At 62.7% G+C, this 16350-nt stretch carries 15 protein-coding genes and 1 pseudogene; 4 read left to right on the top strand and 12 right to left on the bottom strand.

Translation table 11 applies throughout. The features are described 5' to 3' along the window. The first annotated feature begins 67 nt into the window (after positions 1–67). Positions 68–385 (top strand): hypothetical protein, encoded by a 318-nt coding sequence (locus tag SR870_RS02395; protein WP_322516453.1) that lies wholly within the window; start codon positions 68–70, stop codon positions 383–385. 28 nt (positions 386–413) lie between these two features. Here SR870_RS02395 and SR870_RS02390 read toward each other — a convergent pair whose 3' ends face one another. The 4 genes from SR870_RS02390 to SR870_RS02375 all read right to left on the bottom strand — a co-directional run bounded on the left by SR870_RS02390 (position 414) and on the right by SR870_RS02375 (position 3316). Then, positions 414–662 carry a hypothetical protein gene (locus tag SR870_RS02390; protein WP_322516452.1) on the bottom strand — a complete coding sequence of 83 codons (249 nt, stop codon included), beginning with the start codon at positions 660–662 and terminating at the stop codon, positions 414–416. Between the two features lie 185 nt (positions 663–847). Further along, positions 848–2143, bottom strand: coding sequence for a DNA-packaging protein (locus SR870_RS02385; protein WP_322516451.1), 1296 nt, complete (start codon positions 2141–2143; stop codon positions 848–850). Next, positions 2085–2978, bottom strand: a complete 894-nt coding sequence (locus tag SR870_RS02380; protein ID WP_322516450.1) for a hypothetical protein — start codon at positions 2976–2978, stop codon at positions 2085–2087. The genes SR870_RS02385 and SR870_RS02380 overlap by 59 nt, the downstream gene beginning before the upstream one ends. Positions 2979–3049: 71 nt before the next feature. Next, entirely contained in the window at positions 3050–3316 is a 267-nt protein-coding gene (locus SR870_RS02375; RefSeq protein ID WP_322516449.1) for a hypothetical protein, read from the bottom strand. A gap of 246 nt (positions 3317–3562) precedes the next feature. Between SR870_RS02375 and SR870_RS02370 the strand changes: the two genes are divergently transcribed. Then, positions 3563–7897 carry a hypothetical protein gene (locus SR870_RS02370; protein WP_322516448.1) on the top strand — a complete coding sequence of 1445 codons (4335 nt, stop codon included), beginning with the start codon at positions 3563–3565 and terminating at the stop codon, positions 7895–7897. A gap of 92 nt (positions 7898–7989) precedes the next feature. Here the strand turns inward: SR870_RS02370 and SR870_RS02365 are convergent. Next, positions 7990–8274: pseudogene (locus tag SR870_RS02365) on the bottom strand (phage major capsid protein); the annotation flags it as partial. A gap of 111 nt (positions 8275–8385) precedes the next feature. Here SR870_RS02365 and SR870_RS02360 point away from each other — a divergent pair. Continuing rightward, entirely contained in the window at positions 8386–9057 is a 672-nt protein-coding gene (locus tag SR870_RS02360) for a DUF4433 domain-containing protein (protein WP_322516447.1), read from the top strand. Between the two features lie 11 nt (positions 9058–9068). Next, the gene (locus SR870_RS02355) at positions 9069–10106 is read left to right on the top strand and encodes a macro domain-containing protein (protein ID WP_322516446.1); all 1038 of its coding nucleotides are present in this window, start codon (positions 9069–9071) and stop codon (positions 10104–10106) included. Positions 10107–10282: 176 nt separating this feature from the next. On the opposite strand, the gene SR870_RS02350 is transcribed toward SR870_RS02355, so the two are convergent. From SR870_RS02350 to SR870_RS02320, 7 genes are all read right to left on the bottom strand, one after another. Continuing rightward, entirely contained in the window at positions 10283–11536 is a 1254-nt protein-coding gene (locus tag SR870_RS02350) for a phage major capsid protein (RefSeq protein WP_322516445.1), read from the bottom strand. Positions 11537–11663: 127 nt separating this feature from the next. Continuing rightward, the gene (locus SR870_RS02345) at positions 11664–12110 is read right to left on the bottom strand and encodes a hypothetical protein (protein WP_322516444.1); all 447 of its coding nucleotides are present in this window, start codon (positions 12108–12110) and stop codon (positions 11664–11666) included. A 1-nt stretch (position 12111) separates the two neighbouring features. Next, positions 12112–12786: a hypothetical protein gene (locus SR870_RS02340; protein ID WP_322516443.1), complete on the bottom strand. Its 675-nt coding sequence runs from the start codon at positions 12784–12786 to the stop codon at positions 12112–12114. Positions 12787–12883: 97 nt separating this feature from the next. Then, positions 12884–13540: an HK97 family phage prohead protease gene (locus tag SR870_RS02335; RefSeq protein WP_322516442.1), complete on the bottom strand. Its 657-nt coding sequence runs from the start codon at positions 13538–13540 to the stop codon at positions 12884–12886. A 316-nt stretch (positions 13541–13856) separates the two neighbouring features. Continuing rightward, entirely contained in the window at positions 13857–14045 is a 189-nt protein-coding gene (locus SR870_RS02330) for a hypothetical protein (RefSeq protein ID WP_322516441.1), read from the bottom strand. Between the two features lie 9 nt (positions 14046–14054). Further along, positions 14055–14273, bottom strand: coding sequence for a hypothetical protein (locus SR870_RS02325; protein WP_322516440.1), 219 nt, complete (start codon positions 14271–14273; stop codon positions 14055–14057). Between the two features lie 1131 nt (positions 14274–15404). Beyond that, entirely contained in the window at positions 15405–16268 is an 864-nt protein-coding gene (locus SR870_RS02320; protein WP_322516439.1) for a hypothetical protein, read from the bottom strand. Positions 16269–16350 lie beyond the last annotated feature (82 nt).

Raw genomic sequence — 16350 nt, 5'->3', positions numbered from 1 at the left:
GCCGCCAGATCCTTAATCTTTGTTAACCATAATGCGCCACCCTGCGGCCCTGATCCGGAGCCCCGCCATGCCGCGCCTCGCCGTCCTGCTGATCGCCCTCGCCGCCGCGGCACCAGCCGCCGCGGCAGACCTGCCCGCGCACAGCAGGATCGGCCGCATCTTCGCCGAGCCCGAGCCGCGCGGCCGCATCGTCGCAATGGTGCCGCCGCCGCGCGACGTCATCAGCGCCTCGCCGGTCTACGCGCCCGAGGTCGACATCCCGCCGCTGGTCAACGGCTATTACGGCAAGCCGAATTCCTATCACTACTTCAACTATTACGGCACGCCGGCGAGCGCGATCTGGGGCCGCCTGCCCTACGCCTGTGGCTGGTACGGCTACTGCTGAGCCACGGGCGATCGGGTCGCCCGCGCGCTCAGCGCAGCGGCTTGCGCGTGCTGTGCGGCCTGGCCTTGCGCGGCGTGTCGACCCGCTGCCGCGGATACACCGCCGGCGGCGTCGTATAGGGCTGCTGCAGTTGCTCGCGGGATTCCTTCAGCCGCCGCTGATAGCCCGGCGAATCCATGATGCTCGCCGCCGCGCCCCGCGCAAAGGCCGGGGCGCTATCGATCGCGACCAGCGCGAGCGCCGCACAGGCGACGGACAGTGTGATCGTTCGCTTCATCCGGTTTTCCCTCGCTGCGGCAAATCCCGCCGCCCGCAATCGTTCCACCCCGCAGCGAGCCGCCGTCTCCCCACTTCCCCGTAGGGTGGGTTAGCGCGCAGCGCGTAACCCACCGACTCGCCTCACCACGGGCCCCACCGCGATGATGCGGCGCGCGCGACCCATCCTATACGACTACCCTTCCCTCACAACTGCCTGATCCGCGGCCCGCCGGCATTGCGGCCGTTCATCAGCCCGGTGATCGCCCACACCAGCGCGTCGAGCCGGTCCGGTGAGCGGCCCGACGAGAGGCCGTCGATGCCGAAGTCGCACATTTCGTCTTCGAGCAGCGGGAAGCAGCCGACATGCTTGACCTTGCCCTGCTCGTACAGCGCCGCGACCGGCTCGGCGCGCACATATTTGCCGCGGCTGGCGCGGACTTCCTTCAGCGGCACCGCCCCGTCGGTCTCGCGCAGCACCGCGCGCACCATCTCGCCGCCCATGTTGACTTCGGCGATCAGCGTGTCGGCGTCGAGCCGGTGATACAGCGCCACCGCCTTCGCCGCCCAGGCGGCCGGCGACAACCCTGCGGCGGAGGCGTCTTCCAGCACGTAGTAAGCGCCGCTGTCGCTGCGGCCGACGGCGACGATGCCGCAGGCATCCGCGCCGACCTTCGACGTCCCCGGCGGGTCGATCGCCACCACCACGCGCGCCAGCCCCGGCGGCTGCGCGACGCGGCAGGTTTCGATCAGCGCCCGCGACCACAGCGCATCGGCGCGGTCCTCGATCAGGTCGCCGTCGAGTTCCTGCCGCCCCATCCGGGTGCCGGCATAGCGGCCGACCACGGCATCGAGAAACGCCGGCGACAGATGATCGGCATTCGCCTTGGTCGGCGCGCGCGTCACCCGCGTGCGCGGATCGGTCAACAGCCGCTTGATCAGCGGCAGCGGCCGCGGCGTCGTGGTGACCAGTTGGCGCGGCTGCAGGCCCAGCCGCAGCCCGAATTGCAGCGTATCGAAGCAGGCCTCGGCGTAGCGCCATTTCGCCAGTTCGTCGCACCACGCGGCGTCGAATTGCGGCCCCCGCAGGCTTTCCGGATCGTCGGCGGAGAACACCTGCCCGACCGCGCCATTGCGCCATTCCAGCCGCCGCCGCGACGCGATCCACTCCGGCCGCTCGGCGCGCGGCGAACAGCGCAGCAGGCCGGACTCGCCCTCCACCATCACCTCGCGGGCGTCCTGCCAGCTTTCGCCGATCAGCGCGATCCGGCGATGCGGCCGCTCGGCATAAGGCGGCGTACCATGCGCCAGCGCCCGCACCCATTCGGCGCCGGTCCGCGTCTTGCCGGCGCCGCGGCCGCCGAGCAGCAGCCAGGTCGTCCACGGCCCGCCATTGTTGCCAACCTCGCCATGCTCCTGATGCGGATGCGCGAAGGTCGCGAAATCATGCTGCAGCCGCGCCAGCGTCCGCGTCCCCGCCTGCCGCAGGAACGCGTCCGTCATCCCGGCATCGGACAAGCGCCTCAATGCGGTGCGCAAGCTGACGACGGAATTCATCGGCATCGGCGGGGAGGTCTTCATCGGCATCGGCGTTCACGCCTCCCGGCTCGCGCAGCTGGCGAACCTTGAACAGGGTCTGCGTCAGCGCAGCCAGCGTCCGGGCGATGCGCTCGGCCTCGGTCGCACGGCTGCCGCCGAGCACGGCATCCTCGCGCAGATTCTCGACCTTGCGCAGCTCTCGGTCCACCGCAGCCTCCAACCGGAGCGCCAGCGACGCCGCTACCGGCTCGGCCTCAGCGGACTCAAACTCGGCCAGAGACGCATCGGTCATGGCTCGATCGACCTCGGCCGGTTCCGGCATCGGTTGCAAGGGCGGCTTACCGGCGGCCCGCGCCGCCTGCAATATCTCGGCCGCAGCCAGGTTGAGCTGCAGCGCCACCGGCAGATCGCGCGGCGGCCGGTCCTTCCGCAATTGCCAGCCTTCGGTCTTGGCCAGCCGGTCGAGCGTCATCCGGTGCACGCCGAGATCGGCGGCGATGCGATCCATCGACTCGTCGGTCTCCTCGTAGCGCCGTCGCGCATGCGCGACCGCCTCGGGCGTAAAGCCGCGGGCGCGCTGGATCGCCGGACGCGTGATCGGGGCGAACCGCGGCCGGCTCGCCCGCGTCACCCAGCCTTCGCGCTCGGCCAATTTGCCGAGCGTCCGTCGGCTGATGCCGAGATCGGCGGCGATTGCCTGCAGCGGGTCGTCGGTGGTCTCAAAGCGCTGCCTGGTCAGCGCGATGGCTTCCGGCGTGAAGTCACGGGGAAGACGACGGCCCGGCGAATCATCAGTCATGGCGCGTTCACCTCGACGGCCCGGATCACAGCCCGACCGCCCGATCGCATTGGCAGATGCCAGGCATCAGCCTAGAATGTTGCGCGGCCCGCCGCTTCCCTGGCGGCCATCTCCAGCTTCAGCGCCTGCGGCAGCTCGCGCAGCGCCCGGTCCTTGCGCAGCTTCCCGCCCTGCTGTTGGACGAGCCGATCCAGGGTCCGGCTGTGAATGCCCAGATCGACAGCGATCGAGTCCTGCGGTTCATCGGTGTCTTCGTAACGATGCCTTGTGTGGGCAAGGGCCTCGGGAGTGAAGCCGCGGATGGGGCGCCGGGCGAGGTAGGGAGGACCTGTCACCATGCTGCGATCATACCAAGCCGTTGAGGCCGTACCTGAGCCCAGTTAACGCTGCTCGTTGACGCACCGAAAGAGCGACACGCACAGCCACACCGATTTCGGTGGATTTGTAGGACAGTTGCGAGTCCAGCTTTCATTTCGAAGACTGACGTCTCGACGTGGCACTCCGAGGGGGCCGTCATAGCGTCCTCCCCACCAACTTCGGTATGATCACGCATATTGATTCTGAAACCAACTTGGATGGCCTCAGTGGGTATTTTGACCACAATTCCCCGTTCATTCCGCGACCTGTCCGACGAAGATGTTGCTGATATCGAGAAAGCCTCCGCCCTAGCCAGGCTGGGTTGGTCTGGAAGCTTCGGATGGGAAGAACTGCTGCATTCAAAGCGTATCCTTATCGTATCCGAAGCCGGCGCCGGCAAAACGTACGAATGCCAAACACAGAAGGACAAGCTCTGGGAAGCGGGTGAGCCCGCCTTCTTTCTAGATCTTGCAACCCTCGCCGGAAGTTCTCTCCGAGACATGCTCAGCCACGAGGAGGAAGAACGCTTCGACTCATGGCTACGTTCTCAATCCGAAATCGCAACATTTTTCTTGGATTCTATCGACGAACTAAAACTGACTCTTGGCAACTTTGGCCAGGCGCTGGCCCGACTTAACAAGGCCATTACGGGCCAGCTCGGCCGCGCAAGAGTGATTATCACAACGCGTCCGGTGCCGATTGACCGAGAATTGATCATCAAGTATTTGCCGATACCGAGAGCGGGCACGGCCACCCCCTCGGCGACACTCTTCGCCGACATGGTAACGGACAGACGCAAGGTCAACTCCGCCGATGCCTCCCCCGTAAAGGCATGGCGCAATGTCGGCCTGATGCCGTTGTCGCGCGAGCAGATCCGAGAATTCGCGATCCACCAAGGCGTCTTAGACCCCGACGCGCTTCTAGCCGATATAAGCCAACGTGATGCGGAAGAGTTCGCCCAACGACCGCAAGATTTGGTCGAGCTGTGCTCAGATTGGCGCGAGCATCATCGCATCCGATCGCATCGTGAACAGGTTGAAACCAATATCGCCGTAAAATTAAGACCACGGCACGATAGGAAGGAGCTAGCTGAGCTATCGCAAGACGACGCGATTGAAGGAGCCAGTCGAATTGCGTTGGCGGCAATCCTCACACGTAAACTCACGCTACGCTATAGCGCCGAAGTCGACGACGTCTTTGCGACTGAGGCAGCGCTAGACGTTTCTAAAATCTTACCAGATTGGAGCCGTGACGCGCGAGGAGCATTACTGGAGCGACCTCTTTTCGGCTTCGCAAGTTACGGTCGCGTTCGCTTCCACCATCGATCCGTTGTGGAGTTCTTGGCGGCAAAGCGGCTCGAAGCACAACTTAAACTAGGCGTTTCGATCAAATCGATTAAGCGTCTGCTATTCGCAGAAACAGCGCAGGGCACGCGAATAGTTAAGCCCTCAATGCGTCCGATCACCGCATGGCTTTCGATTTGGCGCGATACTGTTTTTGACGATGTTGTCAGTATCGATCCAACCGTCGTCCTAGACCACGGCGATCCGCAATCGTTACGCCCAGCGCAACGCGTTCGAGCCCTTAGAGCCCACGTGAACCGCTACGGAAACGGCGGCTGGCGCGGACTGCACACACCTCGTATCCAGGTAAATCGCTTTGTATGCACCGAGCTCGCCGAGGCGATAAAGTCGCTTTGGGCTGAAGGGATCGAGAATCCCGAGGTCACCGACCTTCTGTTGCAAATCATCGAGGCCGGAAAGCTCAATGAATGTACGGATCTTGCACATGATGTAGCAATGGACCCAGCACGGCCGGACCACCAGCGGAGCGTAGCCATCGACGCCTTGGTGGAATGGGACGACCCGCGACTTGAGGCGCTTTCGCGATCGGTTACAAATGATTCCGCTCTTTGGCCGGACAAGATAGCACGCCAGGCGATACTTCGGCTACTCCCCACTCACATGCCGGTCGATCGCCTGTCTCAGATCCTACGCCGTGTGAAAGAAGGGCGGCGCGGTGTCGGCGATCTGACCTATTGGCTGCCACGTAGAATCGAGACGACGCCACTATTGCCCAATTATCTCGATAATCTGCGTCAAGCACTATCAGATTTGGTTGTTGAGCAATTGGCGTGGGACAACGATCATTTTCCTCACCTTCGAACAAAACGGCCGGATTTAGTCACCCCCCTTATTGCCACTTGTTGTCGACAGGCTTCGGATGGCGTGAGAACTGCGCCTTGGATTGCAGCGAGCTTACTTGCGATCCGCATATCCAATGATGATTACTCCGAAAAGGATGCCTTAGCGAAACTTCGGCAGGCCATTGCATCACTTCCTGCTGACGCCCGCGAAGCCGCATTCTGGGAGGAGGACGCTCTTCTACAAGAGCTTCACCGGTCTGATGACACGTGGCACAGAGCGTTCGATCTATCGCAAGGTGGCGGTTTAGCTCTAAACGACGAAACAGACGCCGCCTGGATTAGGAAACGGCTGTCTGCATCAAATGAGCCGCTGGAGCATCGCGAGATGATGCTTTGGATCGCGCTTCGACTACTCGACCACACGGTGGATCGACAGCAACTTCTCACGACTCTGAAGCCACTTGTCGCGGATGCACCAAGCCTCACGGCAGCAATCGACGGTCTTTCAAAGCCGCAAAACGGCAAAAAGGAATTGCGTCGAATGGAGAAGGCCAGTGCTAAGCGAAAAAAACAGACTGAGCTACGTGCGACAAAGGCCCACGCAAGTTGGGTAACATTCTGGCGCGAGATTGTTAGAGACCCCAATGCGGTATTCGCTCCAGACCGCGCAGAAAACACAGCTTGGCATCTATGGCAAGCGGTTGAGCGTTCGGGACGGAAAAGCAGAGCTTCGGGCTGGGATCGACAGTTTATTGAAGAACAATTCGGCAAGTCCGTCGCCGACCATCTTCGTGAAACCATGATGGCAGCTTGGCGCAACGATAGACCTACCCTTCGCAGCGAGCGACCCGAGGCCGAGCGGAATACATTTCTAATTAGATGGCAATTCGGCTTAGCCGGAATTTATGCTGAAGCGGAAGATGCAAACTGGGCAAAGCGGTTGACTGAGCAAGAAGCGGAGCTTGCCTGCCGGTATGCACCGATTGAACTGAACGGCTTTCCATCGTGGCTCGCAAGCCTGGCTGTCGAGCATCCCACCGCAGTCGACCGCGTCCAAGGAGGAGAGCTCAGTTTTTCACTGCGCGAGGCGACGAACGGCAATTCGTCTTCGACGATCTTGCAGAATATCGACCATGCACCAGCGATCATTGCTGCACTTTTCATTCCCCGAATCCGTGCTTGGCTGGCAGGCGAATTTAGCATCCACATCACCAACTCGACTCCCGAACACGAACTGCGTCAGGCAATCGCAATCCTTATCAGGATGGGCAATGATGATGATCGGAACTATATAGTATCGACATCGAAGGCCCATCTGTCAGACGGCATAGACACACCTTTCGCCTACGCTTGGTTACCTGCCCTGCTTTATCTCGAACCGAGTGCCGGCATACAGACATTAGAGATGAGCCTCGAAGAATGCATAGCCTCTCAGGACGGTCTTGGGGTGCAGCTATTTGGAAGGCTCTTCAAGAACGACTATGGCGGCATTGGAATTGACCTTCGGGCGCCCGGCTTCACGCCACCTCTACTACTTCGACTTCTGCGATTGGCCTATCGCCATGTTCGTGTCGACGACGACGTGCACCATGAAGGCTCCTTTTCACCCGGCGTGCGAGACAATGCTCAGAGTGCCCGAAACGCAATTTTGAGTGCGATCTTTGCAACCACCGGCCCAGAGGGATGGGCTGTGAAGGTTGAAATGGCGGGGGATCCTCTATTCAAGCATATAAAGGATCGAACTACGGCTATCGCAACACAAAGGGCCGCTGAGGATGCCGACTCCACGACGATGACTGAGGCAGAATTTTGCGTTCTGGACAAAACTGGAGAAGCGCCTCCGTTGACGCGAGAAGAAATGTTTTCGCTGATGCGCGATCGACTAGAGGATATTGACGACCTGTTGCTGCAAGACGTCTCTCCTCGAGAACTGTGGGCCACAATTGCAGACGAACGTGTCATGCGGAGAGAACTGGCGCGCGTTTTACGAGAAGGCGGAAAGGGAATCTATACGATAGACCAGGAGGCAGTGACTGCGGATGAGAAGGAAACTGATATTCGCTTCAGATCGGCTGGCTCTAGTCAGCAAGGGACGATAGAACTCAAGCTTGGGGATAGGAGACCCGGAACCGACCTGTTCGATACGCTCCGAAACCAGTTACTCATGAAGTATATGGCGGCGGACGACTGCAGAGCGGGATGCCTCGTCGTAACGATATCTACCGATCGGAAATGGGAACATCCTAAGACAGGCACAGCGCTGACCTTCGAAGAACTTATGATGGTGCTGAGCGAGGAGGCCTCCCGTATTTCACAGGAACTTGGAGGCGCGGCGAAACTTATGGCAAAAGGAATTGATCTCCGGCCGAGATTGACTACCGAACAAAAAGCTAATCGTCGAAGTTCAATGAAATAGTCGAGGCCCGGGCGCATTAATGCAATAGGGTGGTTGCGGCACTGAGCGCCTCATCCACCCTACAATGCTGCACCAGCGGCGGTAGCGCCCCGTCAGCTTGCCGCGAATTTCAACAGCTTGATCGCGTCGAAGTCCTGCACGCCGCCGCCGACCCGCTTGGTGGTGTAGAACAGCATGGTGGGCTTGGCGGAATACGGGTCGCGCAGGACGCGGATGCCCTGGCGGTCGACGATCAGATAGCCGCGCTGGAAGTCGCCGAACGCGATGCTGAGCGAGTTCGCGGCGATGTCCGGCATGTCCTCGGCATCGACCAGCGGGAAGCCGATCAGGCTGGCGCGGCCCGAGACGGTCGCCGGCGGCTGCCATGGATAGACGCCGGGGCAGACGATCCAGAGGCCGGATCTGATCGAGCCCGATCTCGACCGCAGCCGGGGCTAAGCCTGCTATATTGCCAGTAGGCCGAACACAGCCCCCCGTAGGATCTTTCCGTGCAGCCCCCCGTCCCGACTCCGATTTTCCACATCACGGCCATCGACAATCTAGTCTCGGTCGCGGCCCAGGGCGCGCTGCTGGCGAAGCATCAGGCCGCCGCGCGGGGGCTGATCGCGGCGAACATCGCTTATGATCATATTCAGGGCCGCCGGGCGGTGCGGAATGTGCCGATCGCTCCAGGAGGCACCCTGCATGACTATGTCCCGTTCTATTTCGCGCCGCGATCGCCGATGCTCTACACCATCAACCAGGGCAACGTGCCGGGTTGCGACTATCGGCAAGACGACATCGTCCATCTCGCCTCAACCGCACAGATCGTGGGCGACGGCGGTCACCGATTCGTGTTCTCGGATATTCATGCCGCCCTGGATTATGCGCGGTTTTTCGACGACCTCGCCAGCCTGGCGAAAATCGACTGGAGGATCTTCTTCGAAGCCCCGCTGCGGGAGGGGTATTGTCAATACTGGCAGAATCGCCAATCTCCACTGCATCATGTGCGGCGTCTGGAGATTCGGCAGGCAGAGTTTCTGGTTCACCAGCAGCTGCCGGTTGCCGCCGTCTCGGAAATTGGCGTAAGAACCGACCAGGCAGCTGAGCGGGTCAGGCAAGCGCTAGCGGGCTCCGGCTGGAACCCGACGGTCAGGGTGGTGCCCGGCTGGTATTTTTGACGGAAGTTGCAATGACGATCAAACTCGTGACGGGCAACCTGCTGGAGCAGCGCGTCGATGCGATCGTCAACACGGTCAACACCGTCGGCGTGATGGGCAAGGGCATCGCGCTGCAGTTCAAGCGCAAATGGCCCGCCAATGCCAAGGCTTACGAGGCCGCCTGCAAACGCGGCGACGTCGTTCCCGGCAAGATGTTCGTGTTCGACAATGGCGGCCTCGTCGAACCGAAATTCATCATCAACTTCCCCACCAAAAGGCATTGGCGCCAGCCATCACGGATGGCGGATATCGACGCCGGGCTCGTCGACCTGGTCGCGCAGGTCAAGCGCTTGAACATTCGATCGATCGCCATTCCGCCGTTGGGCTGCGGCAATGGTGGTCTCGATTGGAATCTCGTACGCCCCCGCATCGAGGCGGCCTTCCGAGACCTGCCGGACGTTCAGGTTCAACTGTTCGCGCCCAACGACGTTTCCGGCGTGCGCGAGCTTGAACCCGAGGCGCAAAGGCCGCGGATGACCCCCGGGCGCGCCGCGATTCTCAAGCTGCTCTCGATCTATCGGGAGATGCGCTACCCGCTGAGCCAGATCGAGGTGCAGAAGCTCGCTTATTTTCTCGTGAGCGCGGGCCAGGATCTCGGCCGACTGACATTCACGAAGCACACTTATGGTCCGTACGCCGCGGAGCTCCGTCATGTGCTGACGAAGATGGACGGCGCTTACTTGCATGGCGTCGGCGATGGCTCGAAGCCATCCGAAATCACAGTCGTCGGCGAGGCGTTGCAGGAGGCCGAGGCCTTCCTCGAGTCCCGGGAGGACAGCGAGACCGCTCAACGCGTCGACAAAATCGCCCGGCTGATCGACGGGTTTGAAACCCCGTACGGCATGGAATTGCTCGCCACCGTCCACTGGGTCGCGACCAAAGGCGGCGCAACCGAGATCGACCCCATCGTTGAAGCCGTCTGCAATTGGAACGAGCGCAAGCGGCAGATCATGACGCCCGCGCACATCAAGGCGGCGCACGACAGACTGATCGCCGAGCGCTGGGTGTGAACTCGCAGCATGGTTCCGCAGCGCGATCGGGCGACTTACGTCGCGCAGCAACGCAGAGGCAGGTTGCGGCGCTGTGCGCCTCACCCACAGATCGGTCTAGATGACAGAGCCGTGCGCGGGGCGCCCTCACCCCGGCCCTCTCCCGCGAGCGGGAGAGGGAGATCGGGCGCTGTGCCTCAGCTCGCCGCGAATTTCAGCAGCTTGATCGCGTCGAAATCCTGCACGCCGCCGCCGACGCGCTTGGTGGTGTAGAACAGCACGTAGGGCTTGGCGGAATACGGGTCGCGCAGGACGCGGATGCCCTGGCGGTCGACGATCAGATAGCCGCGCTGGAAGTCGCCGAACGCGATGCTGAGCGAGTTCGCGGCGATATCCGGCATGTCTTCGGCATCGACCAGCGGGAAGCCGATCAGGCTGGCGCGGCCGGAGACGGTCGCCGGCGGCTGCCACAGATAGACGCCGGTGGAGTCCTTGAACTTGCGGACCGCCGCCTGGGTGCGCCGGTTCATCACGAACGAGGCGTTCTGGCGGTAGCCCGGCTTCAGCCCGTAGATCAGGTCGATCAGCACGTCGGACGGGCTCGATGCGGCGAAGGCGCCGTCGGCGCCGGAGGCGATGGTGCCGAGATTGCCCCAGCTCCACGACGCGTTCGCCACCGTCGGGTAGGCGAGAAAGCCCTTCGGCTTGCCGAGGCCGTCGCCGGTGATGAAGGCCGCGCCTTCCTGCACCGAGAACACCAGTTCGACCTCGCCGGCGATCCACTGGTCGAGATTGACGACGGCGTCTTCCAGCAGGTTCGCGGTCGCCGCCGGCATCGCATACAGCTCCATCGCCGGGAACGACAGCGCGTCGAGCTGCGGCGAGCCGGTCTGCGGCCGCGCCGCGGTCTCGCCGACCCAGCCGGTGGTGGGGCCGGTGATCATGAACGGCTTCTTGTAGACGTTGCCGGAGATCTGCCGCACCGCGGCGATCGCGCGGATCGGCGAGACCACCGCCAGCCGCTCGCCGATGGTGTGCTCCAGCTCGTCCGGCACCAGGAAGCCGCCGTCGGGATTGGAGCCGATCGACATCGCCTTGGTTTCCAGCGCGCGCAGCCCGGCGGTGTCGCCGAAGCGGATATAGGCGTCGAACGCGCTCTTGTGCTCGCGCGCCGCCGGAATCGGCGAGTTCGCGCTGCCGAGCTGCGGCCGCGCCGCCTTCAGCGCCAGCTCGTCGAGCTTGCGCTGCTGCGCGTCGAGCGCGGCGTCGATCCGCGCCACCTTCTCCTCGGCCAGCACATCGCCGCGCCGCTTCTCGATCGCCTGCAAGCGGGAATCGTTCTCCGCCTTGTAGTCCTCGAAGGTGCGCATCAGCGTGTCGTAGACCTGCTGCGCATCGTCGCCGGCAATGCCGGCCTTGGTCTCGGGGGCGTGGGTGATGTCGTAGTCCATAGGGTTCTCCTGGGTGGGGACACGTGAGCAAGTTGCGGGCAAACAAAAACGCCGCGGCCCGGAGGGCTGCGGCGTCGGCAGTGTGGCGACAAAGTGATGTGGGGCGTCGGCGCCGAGAGACGACGTTCTAGACGGGCTTGCGCATCAGCCGCCGCACCGTCGCGGCGAGCTCCTCGTTGTACTCATCGATCGTCGTCCCGAACCGGACCTGCCGCAGATGCGGTGGCAACAGATCATGCTGAAGCCGGTCGATGATACGGTCGTGCGAAATATCGATCGTCATGTCGCGCCAATCCCATGTGCGCTCCCCGTCCGGGGCAGCAACCTGGATTTCAATCGACCAGTCGCGATACCCGGCGAGCAACGTCTGCAACGCAGCCAGCATCTCCGGCTGCAACAACTGGATGTCGTACAAGGTGATGAACTGAGAATAACAGCCCGGACTACGTTTCGAAGACACCCAGACCGCGCGACCAGCTTTCGCGAGCTCGCAGACATAACTGTCGATCACCTGCACGATGGCATGGTGCAACAGCCGCCATTCCCGTTTGTGGCCAGCCGCGTCGCCGCTCATCTCATTCCCGCCCGAGCCGCACTCTCGCGATGAACCTTAACATCCGCATCGCGCGGTTGAAATCTCGGATACGTGGGTCCTGCGAGATATCAATCTCTCGCAAAAGCTCCCGAGCCTGGCTCGGTGTCATTGATTCAGGCGTTATCTGGTTCTCAGACAGAAAACGCGAACCTAGTTCTGCAACTCCTTGATTGTATTCGCGGTGGAGGTTCTTCACGCCGCCCCATATGTGCTTGTAGGGCGTACCTTCTGGATCAAATCTAACCGAATCACGCGCAAGCGTACCGGTGGTTGCATCTTCGAATACCTTCCGCGTTTCCGGACGCAAATTCCATTTACTAAACACCGCATAAGGATTGAAGTGGTGTCCTCTACGACGTGATTGTGCAGAGATATCGGTCGGAGGGGATTTCAGGTTGCTGTCCGTTTGTCCCGGGGCTCCGGATGCCGTCCACTCGCCGCCGTCCGGATTGCCCTTCGGCACCCGCGGTTGGTTCGGGTTGTACTTGCGATCCAGTGCAGGGAAGACATCTTCCGGCAGGGCACCCGGCGCGAGAAAACGCGCGACGTCGGGCCTGATCCAACGCTCGGCGTCCGGGCGCATCCAGAGCGTCGCATTCGGATGCATGAAGCGCGCGCGCTGATGCGCCGCGGTGCTCTCGGTCGCGCGCCACATGTGTTGCCTCTGTCGATCGGGAAGTGAGTGAAGGGATCTGATCCTGGGCGCAGTCGTTGGACGGCCTAGCCCCGCCTGTCCGGCGAGGTGAGCGCCCTCACCGGCCGCGGCTGATACTTGCGAGCGCCTGTTTGCGATCGGCGCGGGAGGACAGCGTCAGGGCCGTCCTCCCGCGCCGCGCGGGCAGCGCCGGTGCATCCGCGGCGCTGGCCGATCCTGTCTGTGCCGCCTGCAGGCTCCGCCAGGCCGCCTCGGCGGCGCGGCGCTGCAGCGATGGCGGCGGCGTCTGTTTGACCGTCTGCACGCGCGCGCCGTTGAGCAGCGGAAAGGTGACGATCGAGATTTCCCAGAGATCGACCTGATACAGCCGCCGCACTCGCGTCTTCGGGTCGATCTGGCCGCGCACTGTGCGATAGCCGATCGACAGCCCGTCGATCGCGCCCTCGCGCAGCAGAGCAAGTAATTCACGTCCGCGCGCCACGTCGGGGATCAGCCGGCCGCGCGCGCGCAGGCCGCGAAAATCCTCGACCAGATCGAGCCAAATGCCGACCGGCTCGGCGGGATCGTGCTGGAACAGCATCGGGATTTTTCGCACGCCGCGCTGCTTGAGCGTCTGCGTGAATGCGCCGGGCATCACCATGTCGCGCGCCTGGTCGATCTCGCCGAACAGGCTGGCATAGCCTTCGATGCTGCCGTCGGCAGCAAGCATCAGACGCGCCGGCGCGAGCCCGGCATCGGACAACGGGGCAAGCATCGGCGGCCTCGTAAGCGTGAATGACTGAGCAGTGAGTTGAATGGGCTAAGTCGGTGGACGGGACGGCGCGCAGGGCGGCTGCTTCACCGTCCCCGCAAGGTGGCGATCGCAGGTACGACAATTACGATTTCAGCGAGGCCCGCCCTCCCCTGGAGGGGGAGGGTCGCTCGCGTCAGCGAGCGGGGTGGGGTGGCGAAGAGTTCGTCCGCCGTGCCCGCGGCTCACCCCACCCCGTCACGCATCCCGCTCGCGCGGGCTGCGTGACGACCCTCCCCCTCCAGGGGAGGGTCAAGAAGCCGCTGCACGCGTCGATCGATTACTTCGTCCGCTTCGCCGCGCGGCGGCGTGTCACCTGCGCGGCGGCCTTGAGGCGCGGGCGCTTCGCCGGCGGCTTGCGCTGCGGCTGGCCGAGGTGGCTGAGGAATTCACGAAACACGCTGGTCGGGTCCTTGGCCGATTTGGTCTCGGTGCGGATCGCGCTCAGCATCGCGTGCAAACGGTCCATGACCGCCTCCTAATCGTGATCGCCGCCATTGTCGTCGCGGTCGCGGCGCCGCCGCGCCCGGCGGTTGAACAATTCCAGCGCGTGGACGAAATCGTCGAACCGCCGCGACGCCGCCGCCATCTCGCGCAGCGCAAACCACAGCCCCGCGGACGCGGCCGCGGCCCACAGCAGCAATGCGAGATGCGCGAGATCGCCGCGCTCGGTGAAAATCTTGATCAGATCGGACATCGGCGCCTCGCAGGCAGAAGGGCGCGCAGCGGGAGCCGACTCCAACCGCCGTCAGTCGCTCGTCATGTTGGGAGAACCGTTCGCGCCCGCTGCTCAGCGGCGCAGAAACCCGAAGCCGTCGCCGGGCGGTTCGTCGTTGATGTCTTCCTCGCGCAGCACCCGCGGCTCCGGACCCGGCCGAAAGAATCCCGGAAAGCGAAACGTATTCGGTGGCAAATCCTAGGCGTCGACCCACGCGATGCTGGTCGGCAACTCGCCGTCGCGCTCCATGAACTCTTTGACGGCCTTCCAGGCCTGCGCATAGGGGAATGAACAGCCCGATCGGCCGCAGATCGCGCTGCCGCGTGCGGATCCACTCGCGAAGACGGCGCATGTCGCCCTTGGAGAAACAATCCTGCGATTGTTTGGTCCGACCATCCCATTTGGAGTAGTGCAAGAAGACGCCGAAATCGAGAGTGGCGATCATCGTCAGATGCGCCACGACCCGATCGCGTTCGGCTCTATCAACTGTGCCATACAAACCGTCGGCCTCGAGCGCGTACTCGTCGCTTCCGCGAGACTCCTGCACCCATGGATAGGTCGCCGGCGCCAGGAAGAGGGTTCCAACGCCTTGGGCGACGGCCATCCGTCCGAAACCATGTCTTGGAAATTGATTCTTCGCCTCACTTTTGTCTCCAGCGCAGCCACGCTCCCTTCCAAATCCACTTGCGAGAACATCTTGGTCAGCGAAGATCATCTTAGGCCGGCGCGGTTAAGCCCACTCAGCCAAGCCCAACCGTGACAATCTCCGGCCACCGAGGATGACTGTGCCAAATTCTGACTGTTGTGACGACATCGGGTGTCTCGTACGATAGGATAGGGCTATCATCGGAAACGGTGCTGATGGCGACAAGCCGGTCCGGCGTTTCGAGTACCCCAGTGAAGGCCGGGTCCGTGCCAGGGTTCACCTCCGGCGCAGCTCCCATGACGATCTTTGTCGGCCCCTCGACCTCCGGAAAGCAGGCGGTTACAACGCAGCTCGGCGTCGACCAAATCAATTGACCGTCGACAGGCAACGGAGGCGTCCACCCACGCGCGCCGTGAATGAAGACAAGCGAATTCAACGGGGCTATGTCGCATGAGACGGGCATTCTAGCGACGTCCTTTCAGATAGGAGACATATCCGCCTTGCTTCAAGCTGCACGATAGACACTGCGGGTATAAGCGCTGAGCAAGACCGGCCGAATTTAGGGCAGTCGGCGGCTGATGGTCGATGACAAAATTTCCACGTGGGGTCCCGGGCTCGGGTGTGCCGCACGTCTGGCAACCCGTCTCCGACCCGATACGGTTGATTTCCCTATGCTCGCCCGCCGTGAAATTTCGATCTGGTCCCCGTGCTGGAAGCGACTCAGCGGCGAAAGGACCCATCCCGATACCCATGCCGCTCAATTCGTCGATTCGATCCCGAGCCTGTCTCGCCTCAGTGCGGTAAGCCTCGATCCTACCGTCGACGGTGTCATAAGTGTTTGGCGTCGGCTTCCAGGCCGGATCGAGTTGGCGAACACGAGCAAGTGCGCTATCCGCCCTCGCCTGCACAGCCTGTAGTTCTGCTTCTTGACCCGGAGTGAGTTCGAATGTTCGCCCGTTTATCCGAACGACCGTTCCACTCCGTCTGCCACCGGCCTGAGCGAATTGCTGACCCGCTGCGACAACAGGGGGGTCGGCATCCGAAATGATCCGATGATCGTTGCGCCCCACGATGCTGCTGCTGCCGATTGCACCACCATCCGTCCATCGCCCACCGCCGGTTTGCCCTGCCGGAATACGCGGCTGGTTCGGATTGAATTTGCGGTCGAGCGCGGGGAAGACGTCCGACGGATCAGTCCCCGGCAGGAGATAGCGGGCGATGTCCGGCCTGATCCAGCGGGCGGCGTCGGGCCGCATGAAGCGCTGCGCATCGGGCCGCATCCAGCGGTCGCGCTGATGCGCGAGCCACGCTGCTCGTTGGTCGATCATCGGGATGACCCGCTTGTTTGGGACAACAGCAGACCGCGCGATCGCGTCAGGGCTGCGCGACCGACGTTCACATCACGACAGG

The sequence above is a fragment of the Rhodopseudomonas palustris genome (assembly GCF_034479375.1).
In the GTDB taxonomy this organism is placed as follows: Bacteria; Pseudomonadota; Alphaproteobacteria; order Rhizobiales; family Xanthobacteraceae; genus Rhodopseudomonas; species Rhodopseudomonas palustris_M.
This window is presented reverse-complemented; position numbering and strand designations above follow the sequence as displayed.

Excerpts from the sequence above, each read along its gene's own strand:
- SR870_RS02395 (WP_322516453.1), top strand. The coding sequence starts at position 68 with ATGCCGCGCCTCGCCGTCCTGCTGATCGCCCTCGCCGCCGCGGCACCA.
- SR870_RS02390 (WP_322516452.1), bottom strand. The coding sequence starts at position 662 with ATGAAGCGAACGATCACACTGTCCGTCGCCTGTGCGGCGCTCGCGCTG.
- SR870_RS02385 (WP_322516451.1), bottom strand. The coding sequence starts at position 2,143 with ATGACGGACGCGTTCCTGCGGCAGGCGGGGACGCGGACGCTGGCGCGG.
- SR870_RS02380 (WP_322516450.1), bottom strand. The coding sequence starts at position 2,978 with ATGACTGATGATTCGCCGGGCCGTCGTCTTCCCCGTGACTTCACGCCG.
- SR870_RS02375 (WP_322516449.1), bottom strand. The coding sequence starts at position 3,316 with ATGGTGACAGGTCCTCCCTACCTCGCCCGGCGCCCCATCCGCGGCTTC.
- SR870_RS02355 (WP_322516446.1), top strand. The coding sequence starts at position 9,069 with ATGACGATCAAACTCGTGACGGGCAACCTGCTGGAGCAGCGCGTCGAT.
- SR870_RS02350 (WP_322516445.1), bottom strand. The coding sequence starts at position 11,536 with ATGGACTACGACATCACCCACGCCCCCGAGACCAAGGCCGGCATTGCC.
- SR870_RS02345 (WP_322516444.1), bottom strand. The coding sequence starts at position 12,110 with ATGAGCGGCGACGCGGCTGGCCACAAACGGGAATGGCGGCTGTTGCAC.
- SR870_RS02340 (WP_322516443.1), bottom strand. The coding sequence starts at position 12,786 with ATGTGGCGCGCGACCGAGAGCACCGCGGCGCATCAGCGCGCGCGCTTC.
- SR870_RS02335 (WP_322516442.1), bottom strand. The coding sequence starts at position 13,540 with ATGCTTGCCCCGTTGTCCGATGCCGGGCTCGCGCCGGCGCGTCTGATG.
- SR870_RS02330 (WP_322516441.1), bottom strand. The coding sequence starts at position 14,045 with ATGGACCGTTTGCACGCGATGCTGAGCGCGATCCGCACCGAGACCAAA.
- SR870_RS02325 (WP_322516440.1), bottom strand. The coding sequence starts at position 14,273 with ATGTCCGATCTGATCAAGATTTTCACCGAGCGCGGCGATCTCGCGCAT.
- SR870_RS02320 (WP_322516439.1), bottom strand. The coding sequence starts at position 16,268 with ATGATCGACCAACGAGCAGCGTGGCTCGCGCATCAGCGCGACCGCTGG.